The sequence below is a fragment of the Zunongwangia sp. L-65 genome (genome assembly GCF_056859415.1).
The window spans coordinates 41,668-56,444 of the sequence record NZ_JBSXOK010000050.1 but is presented as its reverse complement, the minus strand read 5'-3'; the positions used below and the strand labels follow the sequence as shown (position 1 = coordinate 56,444).

At 37.1% G+C, this 14,777-nt stretch carries 16 protein-coding genes; 7 read left to right on the top strand and 9 right to left on the bottom strand.

Going from position 1 to position 14,777, the window contains the following annotated elements; all coding sequences use genetic code 11:
- Window positions 1–15 precede the first annotated feature (15 nt).
- Genes AC13DP_RS07255 through AC13DP_RS07245 form a run of 3 tightly spaced genes read right to left on the bottom strand, consistent with a single transcriptional unit; the run spans window position 16 to window position 2,766 of the window.
- Window positions 16–555 (bottom strand): DUF4136 domain-containing protein, encoded by a 540-nt coding sequence (locus AC13DP_RS07255; protein WP_272959281.1) that lies wholly within the window; start codon window positions 553–555, stop codon window positions 16–18.
- A gap of 30 nt (window positions 556–585) precedes the next feature.
- Window positions 586–2,568: a urocanate hydratase gene (locus AC13DP_RS07250; protein WP_483067479.1), complete on the bottom strand. Its 1,983-nt coding sequence runs from the start codon at window positions 2,566–2,568 to the stop codon at window positions 586–588.
- 30 nt (window positions 2,569–2,598) lie between these two features.
- Complete coding sequence (locus AC13DP_RS07245) at window positions 2,599–2,766, bottom strand: C1orf53 family protein (RefSeq protein ID WP_187288257.1); 168 nt, start codon at window positions 2,764–2,766, stop codon at window positions 2,599–2,601.
- Window positions 2,767–2,799: 33 nt separating this feature from the next.
- Here AC13DP_RS07245 and AC13DP_RS07240 point away from each other — a divergent pair, with 33 nt between their 5' ends.
- Genes AC13DP_RS07240 through hemL form a run of 4 tightly spaced genes read left to right on the top strand, consistent with a single transcriptional unit; the run spans window position 2,800 to window position 6,264 of the window.
- Window positions 2,800–3,126 carry a hypothetical protein gene (locus AC13DP_RS07240; protein ID WP_228251480.1) on the top strand — a complete coding sequence of 109 codons (327 nt, stop codon included), beginning with the start codon at window positions 2,800–2,802 and terminating at the stop codon, window positions 3,124–3,126.
- Window positions 3,127–3,165: 39 nt separating this feature from the next.
- Window positions 3,166–4,125: a 1-aminocyclopropane-1-carboxylate deaminase/D-cysteine desulfhydrase gene (locus tag AC13DP_RS07235; RefSeq protein ID WP_483067478.1), complete on the top strand. Its 960-nt coding sequence runs from the start codon at window positions 3,166–3,168 to the stop codon at window positions 4,123–4,125.
- A gap of 1 nt (window position 4,126) precedes the next feature.
- Window positions 4,127–4,960: a glucosaminidase domain-containing protein gene (locus AC13DP_RS07230; RefSeq protein ID WP_483067477.1), complete on the top strand. Its 834-nt coding sequence runs from the start codon at window positions 4,127–4,129 to the stop codon at window positions 4,958–4,960.
- 11 nt (window positions 4,961–4,971) lie between these two features.
- Window positions 4,972–6,264, top strand: coding sequence for a glutamate-1-semialdehyde 2,1-aminomutase (gene hemL, locus AC13DP_RS07225; RefSeq protein ID WP_013070299.1), 1,293 nt, complete (start codon window positions 4,972–4,974; stop codon window positions 6,262–6,264).
- A 265-nt stretch (window positions 6,265–6,529) separates the two neighbouring features.
- Here hemL and AC13DP_RS07220 read toward each other — a convergent pair whose 3' ends face one another.
- The gene (locus AC13DP_RS07220) at window positions 6,530–8,041 is read right to left on the bottom strand and encodes a GH3 auxin-responsive promoter family protein (protein ID WP_013070301.1); all 1,512 of its coding nucleotides are present in this window, start codon (window positions 8,039–8,041) and stop codon (window positions 6,530–6,532) included.
- 113 nt (window positions 8,042–8,154) lie between these two features.
- Between AC13DP_RS07220 and AC13DP_RS07215 the strand changes: the two genes are divergently transcribed.
- From AC13DP_RS07215 to AC13DP_RS07205, 3 genes are read left to right on the top strand one after another with little or no spacing between them, the layout of a single operon-like run.
- Window positions 8,155–8,949, top strand: a complete 795-nt coding sequence (locus AC13DP_RS07215) for a DUF2797 domain-containing protein (protein WP_041579595.1) — start codon at window positions 8,155–8,157, stop codon at window positions 8,947–8,949.
- A 10-nt stretch (window positions 8,950–8,959) separates the two neighbouring features.
- Window positions 8,960–9,520, top strand: coding sequence for a sugar O-acetyltransferase (locus AC13DP_RS07210; RefSeq protein ID WP_347407076.1), 561 nt, complete (start codon window positions 8,960–8,962; stop codon window positions 9,518–9,520).
- 30 nt (window positions 9,521–9,550) lie between these two features.
- Window positions 9,551–10,108, top strand: coding sequence for a hypothetical protein (locus AC13DP_RS07205; protein WP_339810652.1), 558 nt, complete (start codon window positions 9,551–9,553; stop codon window positions 10,106–10,108).
- Between the two features lie 154 nt (window positions 10,109–10,262).
- Here AC13DP_RS07205 and AC13DP_RS07200 read toward each other — a convergent pair whose 3' ends face one another.
- The 5 genes from AC13DP_RS07200 to ftsH form a co-directional block, all read right to left on the bottom strand.
- On the bottom strand, window positions 10,263–10,538 hold the full coding sequence (locus tag AC13DP_RS07200) for an acyl-CoA-binding protein (protein WP_013070306.1): 276 nt from the start codon (window positions 10,536–10,538) through the stop codon (window positions 10,263–10,265).
- Window positions 10,539–10,553: 15 nt separating this feature from the next.
- Window positions 10,554–11,204 carry a phosphatidylserine decarboxylase family protein gene (locus tag AC13DP_RS07195; protein WP_483067476.1) on the bottom strand — a complete coding sequence of 217 codons (651 nt, stop codon included), beginning with the start codon at window positions 11,202–11,204 and terminating at the stop codon, window positions 10,554–10,556.
- The gene (locus tag AC13DP_RS07190; protein WP_013070308.1) at window positions 11,194–11,997 is read right to left on the bottom strand and encodes a phosphatidate cytidylyltransferase; all 804 of its coding nucleotides are present in this window, start codon (window positions 11,995–11,997) and stop codon (window positions 11,194–11,196) included. Before AC13DP_RS07190 ends, AC13DP_RS07195 begins: the two co-directional genes overlap by 11 nt.
- 6 nt (window positions 11,998–12,003) lie before the next feature.
- Window positions 12,004–12,621 (bottom strand): LUD domain-containing protein, encoded by a 618-nt coding sequence (locus AC13DP_RS07185; protein WP_013070309.1) that lies wholly within the window; start codon window positions 12,619–12,621, stop codon window positions 12,004–12,006.
- Between the two features lie 99 nt (window positions 12,622–12,720).
- Window positions 12,721–14,766, bottom strand: coding sequence for an ATP-dependent zinc metalloprotease FtsH (gene ftsH / locus AC13DP_RS07180; protein ID WP_483067475.1), 2,046 nt, complete (start codon window positions 14,764–14,766; stop codon window positions 12,721–12,723).
- Window positions 14,767–14,777 lie beyond the last annotated feature (11 nt).

The window sequence follows — 14,777 nt, the reverse complement described above, 5'->3', positions numbered from 1 at the left end:
AAAAATCCAGTGATTTTATTTTTCAGATCCCGGAGGATATTTTTCTAAAATTTTAGAAACGATATCATTAATTCTTTCCTGTTTTTTGCTCACTCTTTCAGCAAGGGCAGCAGTTCCCATTCCCTGCCATACCAATTCTTTAGTATTGGCATCTATAAGATCGATATATAAGGTACCATCACTAGTCCTGTTTACCGTATTAAATCCTGAATTCCAATACCAGGGAGACCATCCCCATCCATAACCCCATCCCGGATTATGTTGGTAAATATTAATGTTTTCGTGGGTTTTGGTGAAGATACTTACTAAAAGATCGGGACTTTGGGATTTCTCAAATCCTTTTTCAGACATAGTACCTTCAATAGCACGCATAATTCTTTTTTTATCAAGATCTGAAATTTCAGCTTTATCAATTCCTGGTTTAAAGAATGCAAAAGAGTGGTACGAATTAAAATCAGCTTCACGATCGTAATCCGAAGCTACTCTTACGGTGTTACATGATGTGACAAACATCACCAGTAACATCAACACAGGAGTAAATTTTAGAACTTTCATAGGTGTTATATTTTATGATTAATAAAGATATCAAAAAAGGGAATCATCCACCATATTTGGGAGTGTAACTTTTAGCTTTGGTTCTATTTGCATGGCTCGATTAGCAGCGAAAACTGCTCCTTTATTCCTTGCCCATGATCTTCTGGCTATTCCGTTATTTACATCCCAAAAAAGCATCGATTCTAATCGCTTCTCAGACTGTTTGTTACCTTCAAGAATCATGCCGAATCCTCCATTTATAACTTCTCCCCAGCCTACGCCGCCGCCATTATGAATGCTTACCCAGGTAGCACCTCTAAAGCTATCGCCAATAACATTTTGTATCGCCATATCTGCGGTAAAACGAGAGCCGTCATAAATGTTAGAGGTTTCGCGATAAGGAGAATCGGTTCCCGAAACATCATGATGATCACGTCCTAAAATTACCGGGCCAATGTCATTGTTTTCAATTGCTTTATTAAAAGCTTTTGCAATTTCAATACGACCTATAGCATCGGCATAAAGAATCCTGGCTTTAGATCCTACCACCAGTTTATTTTGTTGTGCGCCTTTTATCCAGCGAATATTGTCTTCTAGCTGCTGTTGGATTTCAGCTGGTGACTCCTGTTTTAGTCGTTCTAAAACTTCAGTAGCAATCTTATCGGTTTTAGCCAGGTCTTCCTCTTTACCACTGGCACAAACCCATCTAAAGGGACCAAAACCATAATCAAAGCACATGGGGCCCATAATATCCTGAACATAGCTAGGATATCTAAAATCACCATTTTTGGCTAATATATCAGCCCCGGCACGAGAGGCCTCTAGTAAAAATGCATTGCCATAATCAAAAAAATAAGTGCCTTTTGCAGTATGTTTATTAATCGCAGTAGTTTGTCGTCGTAAACTTTCCTGAACTTCAGTTTTAAACTGTTCGGGATTATTGGCCATCATTTCTTTAGCTTCTTCAAAAGAAAGTGTTACGGGGTAATAGCCGCCGGCCCAGGGATTGTGTAAAGACGTCTGGTCACTGCCCAAATCGATATAAATATCGTTTTCAGCAAAATATTCCCAGATTTCTACAATATTACCGTGGTAAGCAATCGAGACTACTTCTTTATCCTTCTTTGCTTTCGAAACTCGTTCGGCGAGCAGGCGAATATCCGTAATTACTTCATCTACCCAAGCCTGACTATGCCTGGTTTTAATCGCTTTTTCATTTACTTCTGCGCAAATAGTAACACAACCGGCAATGTTGCCTGCTTTGGGTTGTGCGCCGCTCATACCGCCAAGTCCAGAGGTTACAAAAAGCTTCCCAGAGAGATCTTCGTTCTTTTTGGCAATCTTTCTTCCGGCGTTTAAAACAGTGATTGTGGTGCCGTGAACAATTCCCTGCGGACCAATATACATATAGCTTCCTGCCGTCATTTGTCCGTATTGCGTTACGCCAAGTGCATTGAACTTCTCCCAATCGTCGGGTTGCGAATAATTAGGAATCATCATTCCGTTGGTGACAACCACTCGTGGAGCATTTTCATTACTTGGAAATAAACCCATAGGGTGTCCAGAGTACATCGCCAGCGTTTGATCATCTTCCATAATAGCCAGGTATTGCATGGTTAAAAGATACTGTGCCCAGTTCTGAAAGACCGCACCGTTCCCGCCATATGTGATTAATTCGTCTGGATGCTGTGCGACGTTATGATCCAGGTTGTTTTGGATCATTAGCATGATCGCTTTAGCCTGAGTGCTCTTGCCGGGATATTCATCAATGGCGCGGGCATACATTTTATAATCAGGTTTAAAACGATACATATAAATGCGACCAAAATCTTCTAGTTCCTGCCTGAATTCTGGCAGTAAGGTTTTATGATGCTCTGGTTTAAAATAACGAAGTGCATTTTGTAATGCCAGCTTTTTCTCTTCAGGATTTAAAATTGCTTTACGTTTAGGGGCGTGGTTAATTTCAGGATCCAGTGGTGTAGGTTCTGGAAGTTCATTGGGAATTCCCTGTAATAGCTGTTCCTTAAACGTCATTTTTGTGCGGTTTATGATTCTTATAATTTTTTATTGGGTATTCGTTTTTTTATCGTAACCATAGGGACAATGTCGGCAACCACTCTCGCAACAATAGCCGCGCTTAAGATGATATTGCTCGGTGAAACATCGATAACCTTCTGGCGTTAAATAATAATCGCCTTCTTCAAGCGGTATTCTTTTTCGTGGAAAACTCATAAAAACAAAATTACAATTCTTATATTGAAGATTATGATTTTGGTTAACAAACATCTCCTCGGTAAAAACTTTATTGCCGTAACTATCTGGCCGGTAATCTTTGTGAAAAATGCTGATTACAAACAGGATGAGATATTAGTGAACCACGAAAAGATTCATTTGCGGCAACAATTAGAGCTTTTAGTTGTTTTCTTTTATGTTTTGTATGCTGCGGAATTTATTTTTCGATGGATAAAATATAAAAATGCAATGGCGGCCTATCGAAATATAAGTTTTGAAGTTGAAGCCTACAGTAATGAAAAAGATGAAGACTATTTAAAGTCAAGAAAGGCCTTTAGCTTTCTAAAATATTATCGTTAATTTCTTTGTAGCGATTTTAGCCTTTCTCATCTTTGCAGTATGAACGCTGCGGAAAACATCAATTTGATATTCCATAAAAATGAGCCTGTTTTTTCACGAAACGACTTTATCAAAAAGTTTGAAAAACAAAATATTGAAGTCTGGTTGAAGCGAGAAGATTTGCTGCATCCTGAAGTTTCCGGGAATAAATTTAGAAAGCTTAAATATAACGTACTGGAAGCAAAAAAACTTCAAAAATCACAAATTCTGACATTTGGAGGGGCGTTTTCTAATCATATTTCGGCTACTGCAGCAGCCGGAAAGTTATATGATATTCCAACAATTGGTGTTATTAGGGGCGAAGAACTTGGGATAGACCTTCAACAAACACTACAGTCAAATCCTACTTTAAAATTTTCTTCAGATAGCGGAATGAAGTTTCATTTTGTGTCGCGAGAAAATTACCGTAGAAAAAATGATCCTAAATTTATTGAATCTCTGCATGCTGAATTTGGTGATTTTTATCTGGTTCCTGAAGGCGGAACGAACCAGCTTGCCATAGCAGGATGTGAAGAGATTTTAAGTGAAGAAGATAAAGAATTCGATATTATTTGCGTTTCGGCAGGTACTGGAGGAACGGCTTCGGGTTTAATAAATGCTTCAGGACAAAATCAAAGTGTTTTGGTATTTTCAGCTTTAAAAGGAGATTTTTTAAAAGATGAAATTGGTCATTTCAGTAGTAAAAAGAACTGGACACTTGTTAGCGATGATCATTTTGGAGGTTATGCTAAAATAAATGAAGAGTTGATCAGTTTTATAAATGAATTTAAAGCGGAGTGTGGAATTCAGCTTGATCCCATCTACACGGGCAAAATGATGTTTGGAATTTTTGAGATGATCAAAAAAAAACGAATTCCTGAAAAATCCCGTATTTTAGCGGTGCATACAGGCGGTTTGCAAGGAATAGCTGGGATGAACCGCCGATTGGAGAAAAAGAAAATGAGTTTAATAATTGAGTAATATGAGGTTAAAGCCTTATTTAATATTGATCGTTTTTGCACTTTTTATGGCTTCCTGTGGAAGTAAAAAAAAGGTAACCACACGTAAAAGCCGAAAAGATAGAAACGAAGCGGTGATCAATAACCGCAATCAGGCAAATAGAAATAGTGAAACTCCGGCTGAAGTGGTAGACGCTGAAACGATGCCAGTTAGAACCTATGATTTTACAGTAGAAAATTATATTGCAGATTATGCACCAGTTGCTCAACACGAAATGAGATTATACAGAGTGCCGGCAAGTATCACTTTAGCACAGGGGATTTTGGAATCGGGTTCTGGAAAAGGAAGGTTAGCACAGCAGGCTAATAATCATTTTGGAATTAAGTGTCACGACTGGCAGGGAGAAAAAATCTATCATGATGACGATCGTAATCAGGAATGTTTTAGAAAATATAAACATCCAAAATATTCTTTTAGGGATCACTCCTTGTTTTTAGCTGAACGTCGGCGTTATGCCGGACTTTTTGATTTGGATCAAGATGATTACAAAGGATGGGCTAAAGGATTACGCCAGGCCGGTTATGCTACAGATCGCCGATATCCACAAAAATTGATAGAGCTTATTGAACGTTACGAACTGTATCGCTACGATGCCGATGTTTTAGAGCGTCCTTCACCAAGTTATACCACTACTTTTGAAGCTAAAGGCGATAGTTACATCGTAAAGAAAGGAGATACGTTGTATTCTATTTCAAAACGCTATAATACATCTGTTGAAGAAATTAAGCGATTAAATAATTTAAACGGGACCAATATTGATATTGGTCAAACCTTATTAGTAAAAGAAAGACGATAAAAATATGAGATATGATTTATCAAAGAAGTAGTGCCTTATTTGCTGAAGCTAAAAAAGTGATTCCCGGAGGTGTAAACTCACCGGTAAGAGCTTTTAAAGCCGTAGGCGGAGATCCTGTTTTTATTGAAAGAGCAGAAGGAGCTTATATTTATGATGAAGATGGAAATAAACTCATCGATTATATTAATTCCTGGGGGCCAATGATTCTTGGTCATGCCCATAAGCCGGTAGTGGATGCGGTAATCGACAGAGCCCAAAAAGGAACCTCTTTTGGAACTCCAACAGAAATTGAAACCAAAATTGCCGAGTTAGCCGTGAAGATGGTGCCAAATATCGATAAGATTAGAATGGTAAACTCAGGAACCGAAGCATGTATGAGTGCGGTACGATTGGCCAGAGGATTTACGGGAAAGGAAAAGATCATCAAGTTTGCGGGATGTTATCATGGGCATAGCGACTCGTTTTTAATTCAGGCGGGGAGTGGAGCTATGACTTTTGGAACACCAAATAGCCCGGGAGTGACCCAGGGAACTGCCAAGGATACCTTGCTTGCGGCCTATAATGATCTTAATGGGGTAAAACAGATCGTAGATCAAAATAAGGATGAAATAGCCTGTATTATCGTAGAACCTGTGCCAGGAAATATGGGATGTATTCCTCCGGCATCAGGATTTTTGGAAGGCCTGCGACAATTATGTGATGAAACCGGGATATTACTGATTTTTGATGAGGTAATGAGTGGGTTTAGATTGGCCGCTGGAGGCGTACAGGAGCGATTAGGAATCCATGCCGATATTGTATGTTTTGGAAAGGTTATCGGTGGTGGTTTACCGGTGGGGGCTTTTGCTGCCAGAAATGAAATTATGGATTACCTGGCGCCGGTTGGACCGGTATATCAGGCCGGAACCTTAAGCGGAAATCCTTTAGCAATGGCTGCCGGATTAGCAATGTTAATCGAGTTGTCTGAGAATCCTGAAATATTTAATAGTATTGATAAAAAAACCGAATATCTTCATGAAGGAATGGAGAAAGTCTTGAAGGCAAATGGTGTAAAGCATACGATAAACCGAGTTGGTTCAATGATCTCCGTGCATTTTTCTGAAGATCCGGTAACTGATTTTGCTTCTTCTGCGGAAGCTGCCAGAAGTGGAAAGTTCAACACATTTTTTCACAGAATGCTAGAAAACGGAATTTATATCGCACCGAGCGCATTTGAAACCTGGTTTATTAGTGATGCCTTAAGTTACGAAGATCTGGATAAAACTATCGCGGTGGTTGAAAAAATCACCAAAGATTTCGATTGACATCTATTTTATATAAACCCAACCGGTATTTTGATTTTCAGAATGCCGGTTTTTGGGTATTTGTTTTTAAATAGTGGTAATAAGGTTTCTAGATTTCATATTCAAATAGCGATTAAGAATTTTGAAATAACTTTCAACCCTTTCGTCATTTCGACTGAAGCGTAGCGAAATGGAGAAATCTCGATACGACCTAAATAGATTTCTCGACTCGCCCCTCGCTCGAAATGGCGGAAATTGATTAGCGCAAAAGTTTTAAATAAATCGACTACATCATCCCCAGCAATTCCTCGACATAGTCCCGGGAATTGGATAATCTTGGAATTTTGTGCTGGCCACCAAGTTTTCCGTTCTTTTTTAACCAATCATGAAATAATTTCTCTCTGGCAATATGAATTTTAGGAGCGTTAAGTGTCATATTCAAATAACGTTTTGCTTCATAATCGCTGTTTACCTGTTGTAAGGCTAAATCTAGATCGGCGTTAAATTCTTCCATCGATTTTGGCGGATGCTTAAATTCAATAATCCATTCGTGTGCTCCTTTTTCTTTACCTTCCATAAAAACAGGCGCAGCGGTATAATCTACAATTTCGCAATTGTTGGTTAGTGATGCTTTTTTAAGTGCCGCTTCAGCATTTTCAACGATTAATTCTTCCCCAAATACATTGATATGGTGTTTGGTCCTTCCTGAAACTTTAATGCGGTACGGACTGATAGAAGTAAATCTTACGGTATCGCCCACTTTATAACGCCATAAGCCTGCATTGGTGGTAATAACGATGGCGTAATTTTTACCAATTTCAACTTCAGATAAAGGAATCAGTTTTTCGGCTTCACTTCCGTAGCTATCCATCGGTATAAATTCATAAAAAATCCCGTAGTCCAGCATCAAGAGCATTTCCTTATGGTCGTTTAGATCCTGGCAGGCAAAAAAACCTTCCGAAGCATTATAAATTTCATAATATCTAAAATCCTCATTGGGCAGTATTTTTTGATATTGTACCGCATAAGGATCAAAACTTACCCCGCCATGAAAATATACTTCGATATTTCTCCAAATTTCAAAAATACTTTCTTTACCGGTATGTTCTAATACATTATTTAATAAGACCAACATCCAGGAAGGTACTCCGGCAAGGCTGGTGACATTTTCCTGTATGGTTTCTCTAACAATAGCTCCCATCTTGGTTTCCCAATCGTGCATTAAGGATACCTCGTTACTGGGAGTACTGCTAAATTCAGCCCAAAAAGGCATATTATCGATTAGGATGGCAGACAGATCGCCAAAGCTGGTGCCATTTTCTTTGTAAATTTCCTTACTTCCTCCAAGACGAAGACTCTTTCCTGTAAATAATTGTGAGCCCGGATTATTGTTTAAGTATATGCAAAGTAAGTCTTTACCAGCAGCATAATGGCAATCTTCCAGCGAATCTTCACTCACAGGGATAAACTTACTTTTGGCATTGGTGGTTCCACTAGACTTTGCAAACCATTTTATAGGGGTGGGCCAAAAGATATTGGTTTCACCCTGCCGACTTCTTTCGATAGCCTCGTAATAATTCTCATAGCAATGAACGGGTACGCGAGTGGCAAAATCCCGATAATTTTTTATTTCAGAAAAGTTATATTTTCTGCCAATTTCAGTATTTCTGGCTTTATTAATAAGTCCTTTTAATAATTCTTCCTGTACCTCGTTAGGATATTTTATGAATAATTCCATCTGATGGATACGCTTCTTTAAGAACCAGGAAGCAATGGAATTTACTAATGGAATTGGCATTTATTTATTATATATTTATCAACTCTTGGCAGAGCTTTTTGGTTGGTTGGTTAAAAATAATCGAAACTTTGAAGCCTGCAAAAAGGCATCAGTTAAAAATATACGAAAAAGCTATGAGATACGAAGGAGTACTTACCAAAATGAAAACCGAACTGCTTGATCAGGTTGAGTATTATCTTGATTTTGAAAACGATTTTTTAAATCTTAATCAGCTTTTAGATAAAACGATCAGTCTTAATTTTTTGCGTTTTCAATGTTTAAATTGTGGACAGCAAAAGAAGATTTTTCGTCAGGGCTATTGTTATGATTGTTTTAGTTCGATTCCGCAGGCAGGGGATTGGATTATGAAACCCGAATTAAGTAAGGCACATTTAGATCAGGAAGATCGTGATCTGGAATTTGAGAAAAGTGTACAATTACAACCTCACATCGTATATTTAGCGAATTCTAGTAACGTGAAAGTAGGGGTGACGCGCAAAACGCAGGTACCTACCAGATGGATCGATCAGGGTGCACACGAAGCCATAGAGATTGCTGAACTGCCTAACCGCTATCTAGCGGGGATTACCGAGGTCGCTCTTAAAGATCATGTTTCTGATAAAACTAACTGGCGTAAAATGCTTACCAATGATATATTGGATTTGAATCTTGAAGAAGAGCGTGAAAAATTAAAAGGTTTTATTCCCGAAGAAGCAAAAGCTTACTATTTGGCGGACCGAAAAGAAACGGAAATTAAATTTCCAGTAAAGCAATTTCCTAAAAAAATAAAGACCTTGAATCTTACAAAATCACCGTTTTATCAAGGGAAATTAACAGGGGTAAAAGGGCAGTATTTGTTATTTGAAGATGGTACTGTTTTTAATGTTCGAGCGCATGAAGGTTTTGTAGTCGAAATTCAGGTGAGTTAATACTGAAACTATGAAAACAGAGAAAGAAAAAATGCTTGCTGGAGAGTTGTATTTTGCCGGAGATAAAGAGCTGACGAACGAGCGATTAGTAGCGCGGGAATTATTGAAGAACTACAATAATTGCCCAGAAGATCAGCCAGAAAATTTAAAGTCGGTTCTTAAGAAACTGATTCCTGAAGGCGGCAAAGGATTGTTCATCCAGCCCCCGTTTTATTGTGATTACGGTTATAATATTAAAACGGGCAAAGGAGTTTATTTTAATTTTAATTGTGTGATTTTAGATGGTATGGAAGTTAAAATTGGCTCCAGAAGTATGTTTGGTCCCAATGTGCAAATCTACACAGCCTCTCATCCACTGAATGCTAAAGAACGCGCTTCGATGCTTGAGTTTTCTAAAGCTATTGAAATTGGTGATGATGTATGGGTTGGAGGAAATGTTACGATTTGTCCAGGCGTAAAAATTGGCAGTCGTGCGGTAATTGGAGCGGGTAGCGTCGTGACCAAAAATATTCCGGAAGACGTTTTTGCTGCAGGGAATCCCTGTAAGGTTATTAAGAATATCGAGCAGTAACTCTTACTGTTTTTATTGGAAAAAATTTTTATGCTGAAATTATTGAATATTGGACTGTTCTTTTTTGCAAGTTCTGTGCTTTTTGGCCAGGAACTAAACCATTCAATAAAAAAGTATTCTGAAGATTCTAAATTGGAGGTTGTAAACCATTTAAGTGAAATAGATAAAGAAGAGCGGGTAGCTTTATATATAGAAGAGGAATTTGTAGGGGATCTGTCGATGTATCGTACACTAAATCCTAACGAAATCCGGAGCGTTGATATAAATAAGGAAGCTTTTAAGCTTCATAATGTTAACTTTGATGGTAAAATAATTATAAGTTATAAAGAGGATTATCAGCCTGAATATATCCTAATAAAAGATTTTATTTTAGAGCAAACAGATACCGAGAATCCCATTGTGGTTCAAATAGATGAAGAGGTATTAGATTTAGATTATGCTATTTGCAAACTTGATAAAGCCTATATTTTGAAATTGATTTTAGAAGAAATCCCGACGTCCAAAAAAGGTCAGAATATTGTTTTGGCAAAGTTTATCACTAAGAAACCAGCTAATATCACAAAGGCAAACACAATAAGGATCAAATAGAATGAAGAGTTTTAGAAAATTAAAAACTGCTAAAATTTTTACGGAAAGCTAATAGGTTTTTAAAAATCCAAAGATTTCTGAATTGGATTACAGCACTTTCAACTTTCAACTTCAACTTCAACTTTATACTTTGAACTTAGAAAGATAGAAACCTTTATTCTGGAACTTTACCGATGTGTTGCTCTACGAGTTCGATGTATTTTTCTTCGGCTTCTTGTCTACTTAGGTTTTTAACCTGTATCAGTGCATTCACTTTAAATGCGCTACGAAGGTCTCCACTTTCAGAAGGAGGAATGTAAAATCCATTTTGTTCAGTTGCTCTTTTATAATAGGAATAAAAATGCAGCAGGATATCTGGAGGGAATTTTTTGTCTGTTTTGCTGGCTATTTCGTAGGCTTTTAAAAAGCGCTCCCTGGTCTTTTCAGGCATAACTAAAAAATAAAATTAAACTTCAGCAATAACGGTTATTCCGCCTTTTACTTTTTCATTTAATGAAACTTTAACCGGAGTGCCAATGGGCAAGAATACGTCTACACGCGATCCAAATTTTATAAATCCGCTATCGCTTCCCTGTACCACTTCTTTACCCTCTTCGGCGTAATTTACAATACGCTTCGCTAAAGCTCCTGCTATTTGACGATAAAGTATAGGTCCTGTTACATCATTTTCTACCACAACTGTGGTTCTTTCATTTTCTTCACTCGATTTTGGATGCCAGGCAACTAAAAATTTTCCTGGATGATATTTGCTATATTTTACAATGCCGCCTATAGGATGTCTGGTTACATGCACATTCAGGGGAGACATAAAAATGCTTATCTGTAATTTTTTTTCCTGAAAATATTCTTTTTCCAAAACTTCTTCTATAGCTACTACCTTACCATCTACGGGGGCAACAACATGATCGTTATTAAGCGCGGTTTGCCTTGAGGGGTTTCTGAAAAATTGAACGATAAGAATAAAAAGGACAATGGAAGCCAAAAGGATGGCAAACTTTACCCAATACTGGTTAATTAACGAGTAAGATCCAATATTTATTACCAACAGTGAAACTGCGGTAATGGCCATGATTTTGTATCCTTCTTTATGAAACATAATTTAAAAGGTATAAGTAAGCATATATAAAAGGGGCAGCAAAAATAATACTATCAAGTCTATCAAACAAGCCTCCGTGTCCAGGCATCAGATTTCCGCTGTCTTTAACTCCTGCCTGTCGTTTAAATTTTGATTGGATAAGATCACCTAAAGTTCCAAAAATACTAATAAAAAAGGCCAAACCTATCCAGTCTTTATAGCTTAAAAAATCGGTATAAATCGAGATGAAATAACTCACGATAGCAGTGAAAATTATGCCGCCTATAAATCCTTCTATAGTTTTGTTTGGTGAAATTCTTTCAAATAATTTACGCTTACCAAAGTTTTTACCTATAATATAAGCAAAAGTATCGTTAGTCCAAATTAATCCGAAAATTCCTACAACGAGCTTTGGTTTAAATTCGCCCTCAATAGTTGGAATTAGAGTTAGAAAAATCACCGAAGAAATAAGGTAAAATATAATGATAATATATTTTTTCTTTTCAAAGACCGGGATTTTACGAATAACAAGCAGATCTTTTACAAGAAATAAATTTACAAATATGGTTACCGCCAGTAAAAGGAGTGTGGCATTTTGGTCAAATTTAAGAAAACTGAACAGATAAAAAAGTAAGGCCTGTACCACATATAATGCATAACTTTTAAGGTGTAAAAGCTTTTGCATTTCGATTAGGCAGATAAGCCCTAAAATGTAAAAAAGGCCTATGAAAATTAATTCTGAGGAAAGGATAGATGCTACTAGAATAGAAATATAAAGTAGCCCTGATACGGTTCTTATAATCGCTTCCCTCATAAAATATTAAAGATCTTCCAGAAGAAGTAAATATAAATTTTTACTACTGCTACCGTAGCTCATAAAATCACTTTCTTTCTGTGGTTCAAAGTTTTTAATCGTTGTAATGTTTGATGGAATACGCTGTTTATTCTTAAACTTTATACCTCGTAATCCTTCTCCAATGGTATCAATAAGTTGACTTGTAGAAGATAAAATTATAAAGTCTGATGGTAATTCTCTTAATTTTCTTTCTTTAATCTGGTTGCTAGAAATTAAAATAGACCCATCATTAGCTACCAGATATTCACAAGTAGATAGAAAAAATGGGGCTCCTGCTGAAGAATTAAAATCCAGATTGAAACTATCAAATTTACTTTTTAGATTTTCATCAAAGCAACAGCATTGTTTTTCGTACCAGTCATTTTCCAATAAAATATTATCAAATGCTTCCTGTACTTCTTCTTCATCTTCACAATACAAAAATTTCCCCCCATTGTTTTTAAAATTAAGCATAAAACGCTCGTCTGTAGGAAGTTTTACTTCAGGCATATACTTCCCACGATCAGCATTATCAGGTATATTTTCCTGATTTTTGTCTGATTTGGACTTGTTAGGGTTTAAGAATCTCCTAAATAGATTCATATAGTTTTGGGTGTGGTTCGAAATATCATTTTAACCAAAGGTAAAAAATCTTAATTTAACGATTACGTAAATTAAGATTTTTTAGCATTAGTCCAAATATTATTTGTCTAGAGAAGCATTACCTTTTAAATCTTCGCTTTCTGATCCTTTAGGTGTATTGCTTGGATTGGAAGTTGAAGGAGCTGATTCTTCGCTTTCCCTAACCTCGCTTAGGTGACTTTCTTTTTTAGCAAAAGGACGCTCACCAAAGATGTTTTGTAAATCGTCTTTAAAGATAACTTCTTTATCTAATAAGATTTCAGCCAGTTGTGTAAGCTTATCCTTATTTTCTGTAAGAAGAGCTATTGCTCTTTGATATTGACTTTCGATTAAATTTGAAATTTCTTTATCAATAAGCTCAGAAGTTTTCTCACTGTAAGGCTTAGTGAAGTTATATTCACTCTGTCCAGAAGAATCGTAATAGGTTAAGTTTCCTACTTTATCGTTAAGACCATAAATGGTAACCATAGCTTTTGCCTGTTTGGTTACTTTCTCAAGATCACTTAGCGCTCCTGTAGATATTTTATCGAAAATAACTTTTTCGGCAGCACGTCCTCCAAGAGCAGCACACATTTCATCCAGCATTTGTTCTGGTCTAACGATTAAACGCTCTTCCGGTAAATACCATGCAGCTCCTAAGGATTGTCCACGTGGTACGATTGTTACTTTTACCAGGGGTGCGGCATGCTCTAGCATCCAACTTACCGTAGCGTGTCCAGCTTCATGAAAAGCAATGGCTTTTTTCTCATCTGGAGTGATGATTTTATTTTTCTTTTCGAGACCTCCAACAATACGATCTACTGCATCTAAGAAATCCTGTTTGCCAACTGCCTTGTTTCCTTTTCTAGCGGCAATAAGTGCTGCTTCGTTACATACGTTGGCAATATCTGCTCCAGAGAATCCTGGAGTTTGTTTAGCAAGAAATTCAGTATCAAGTTCGTCAGCTACTTTTTTAAGTGGCTTTAAATGAACTTCAAAAATTTCCCGTCTTTCATTAAGATCAGGTAGATCTACATAAATCTGTCTGTCAAAACGACCAGCACGCATTAGGGCTTTATCCAGCACATCTGCACGGTTGGTTGCAGCAATTACGATTACGTTGGTGTTCGTTCCAAAACCATCCATTTCGGTAAGCAGCTGGTTTAAGGTATTTTCACGTTCATCGTTAGAGCCAGAGAAATTGCTCTTACCACGGGCACGACCAATAGCATCGATCTCATCGATAAAAATAATCGACGGTGATTTTTCTTTAGCCTGTTTAAACAAGTCTCTTACCCTTGATGCACCAACTCCTACAAACATTTCTACGAAATCTGATCCTGATAATGAAAAGAAAGGAACTTTCGCTTCACCTGCAACAGCTTTAGCTAATAGGGTTTTACCAGTTCCCGGAGGACCTACAAGTAAAGCTCCTTTCGGAATTTTACCACCAAGGCTGGTGTATTTTTCGGGTTGTTTTAAGAAATCTACTATTTCCTGAACTTCTTCTTTTGCTCCTTCAAGACCAGCAACATTTTTAAAAGAAGTTTTTACATCGGTATTCTGATCGAATAATTTGGCTTTAGATTTACCAATATTGAAGATCTGTCCACCAGCGCCACCAGCACCACCAGAACTCATTTTTCTCATGATAAATATCCAAATACCAATGATAAGCACAAAAGGGAGGAGGGTAATTAAAATTTCACCCAAATAATTTTGTTCATTTTCAAAAGTTAGATTGGCCTTTACATTGTTTTCTTTTTCGATGTCTTCAACATCAGTTTGAAATTTTTCCAAACTACCAATATTAAAACTGTAATCTGGAGAGGTGCCGGTACTCAAAAAGTCACTATCACCAGATTTTTTATGCACGGCTTTTTCTTTCGCTTCACTTGTAAGGTAAACACGGGCCACCCTTTCATTAATGACCTCGGTTTTTTTGACGTCACCTTCAGAAAGATATTTCATATAGTCTGAAGGGGTGATTTTAGCGGGCTCGCCAAATCCACTTCCGCCAAAAAAGTTGATTCCTAAAAAGATTAAAATGATGAGGGCATATATCCAGTATGCACTAAACTTAGGTTTTTTAGGATCTAATTTTTTATTTGATTGCTGTTTCGCCATTATTGGTCTTT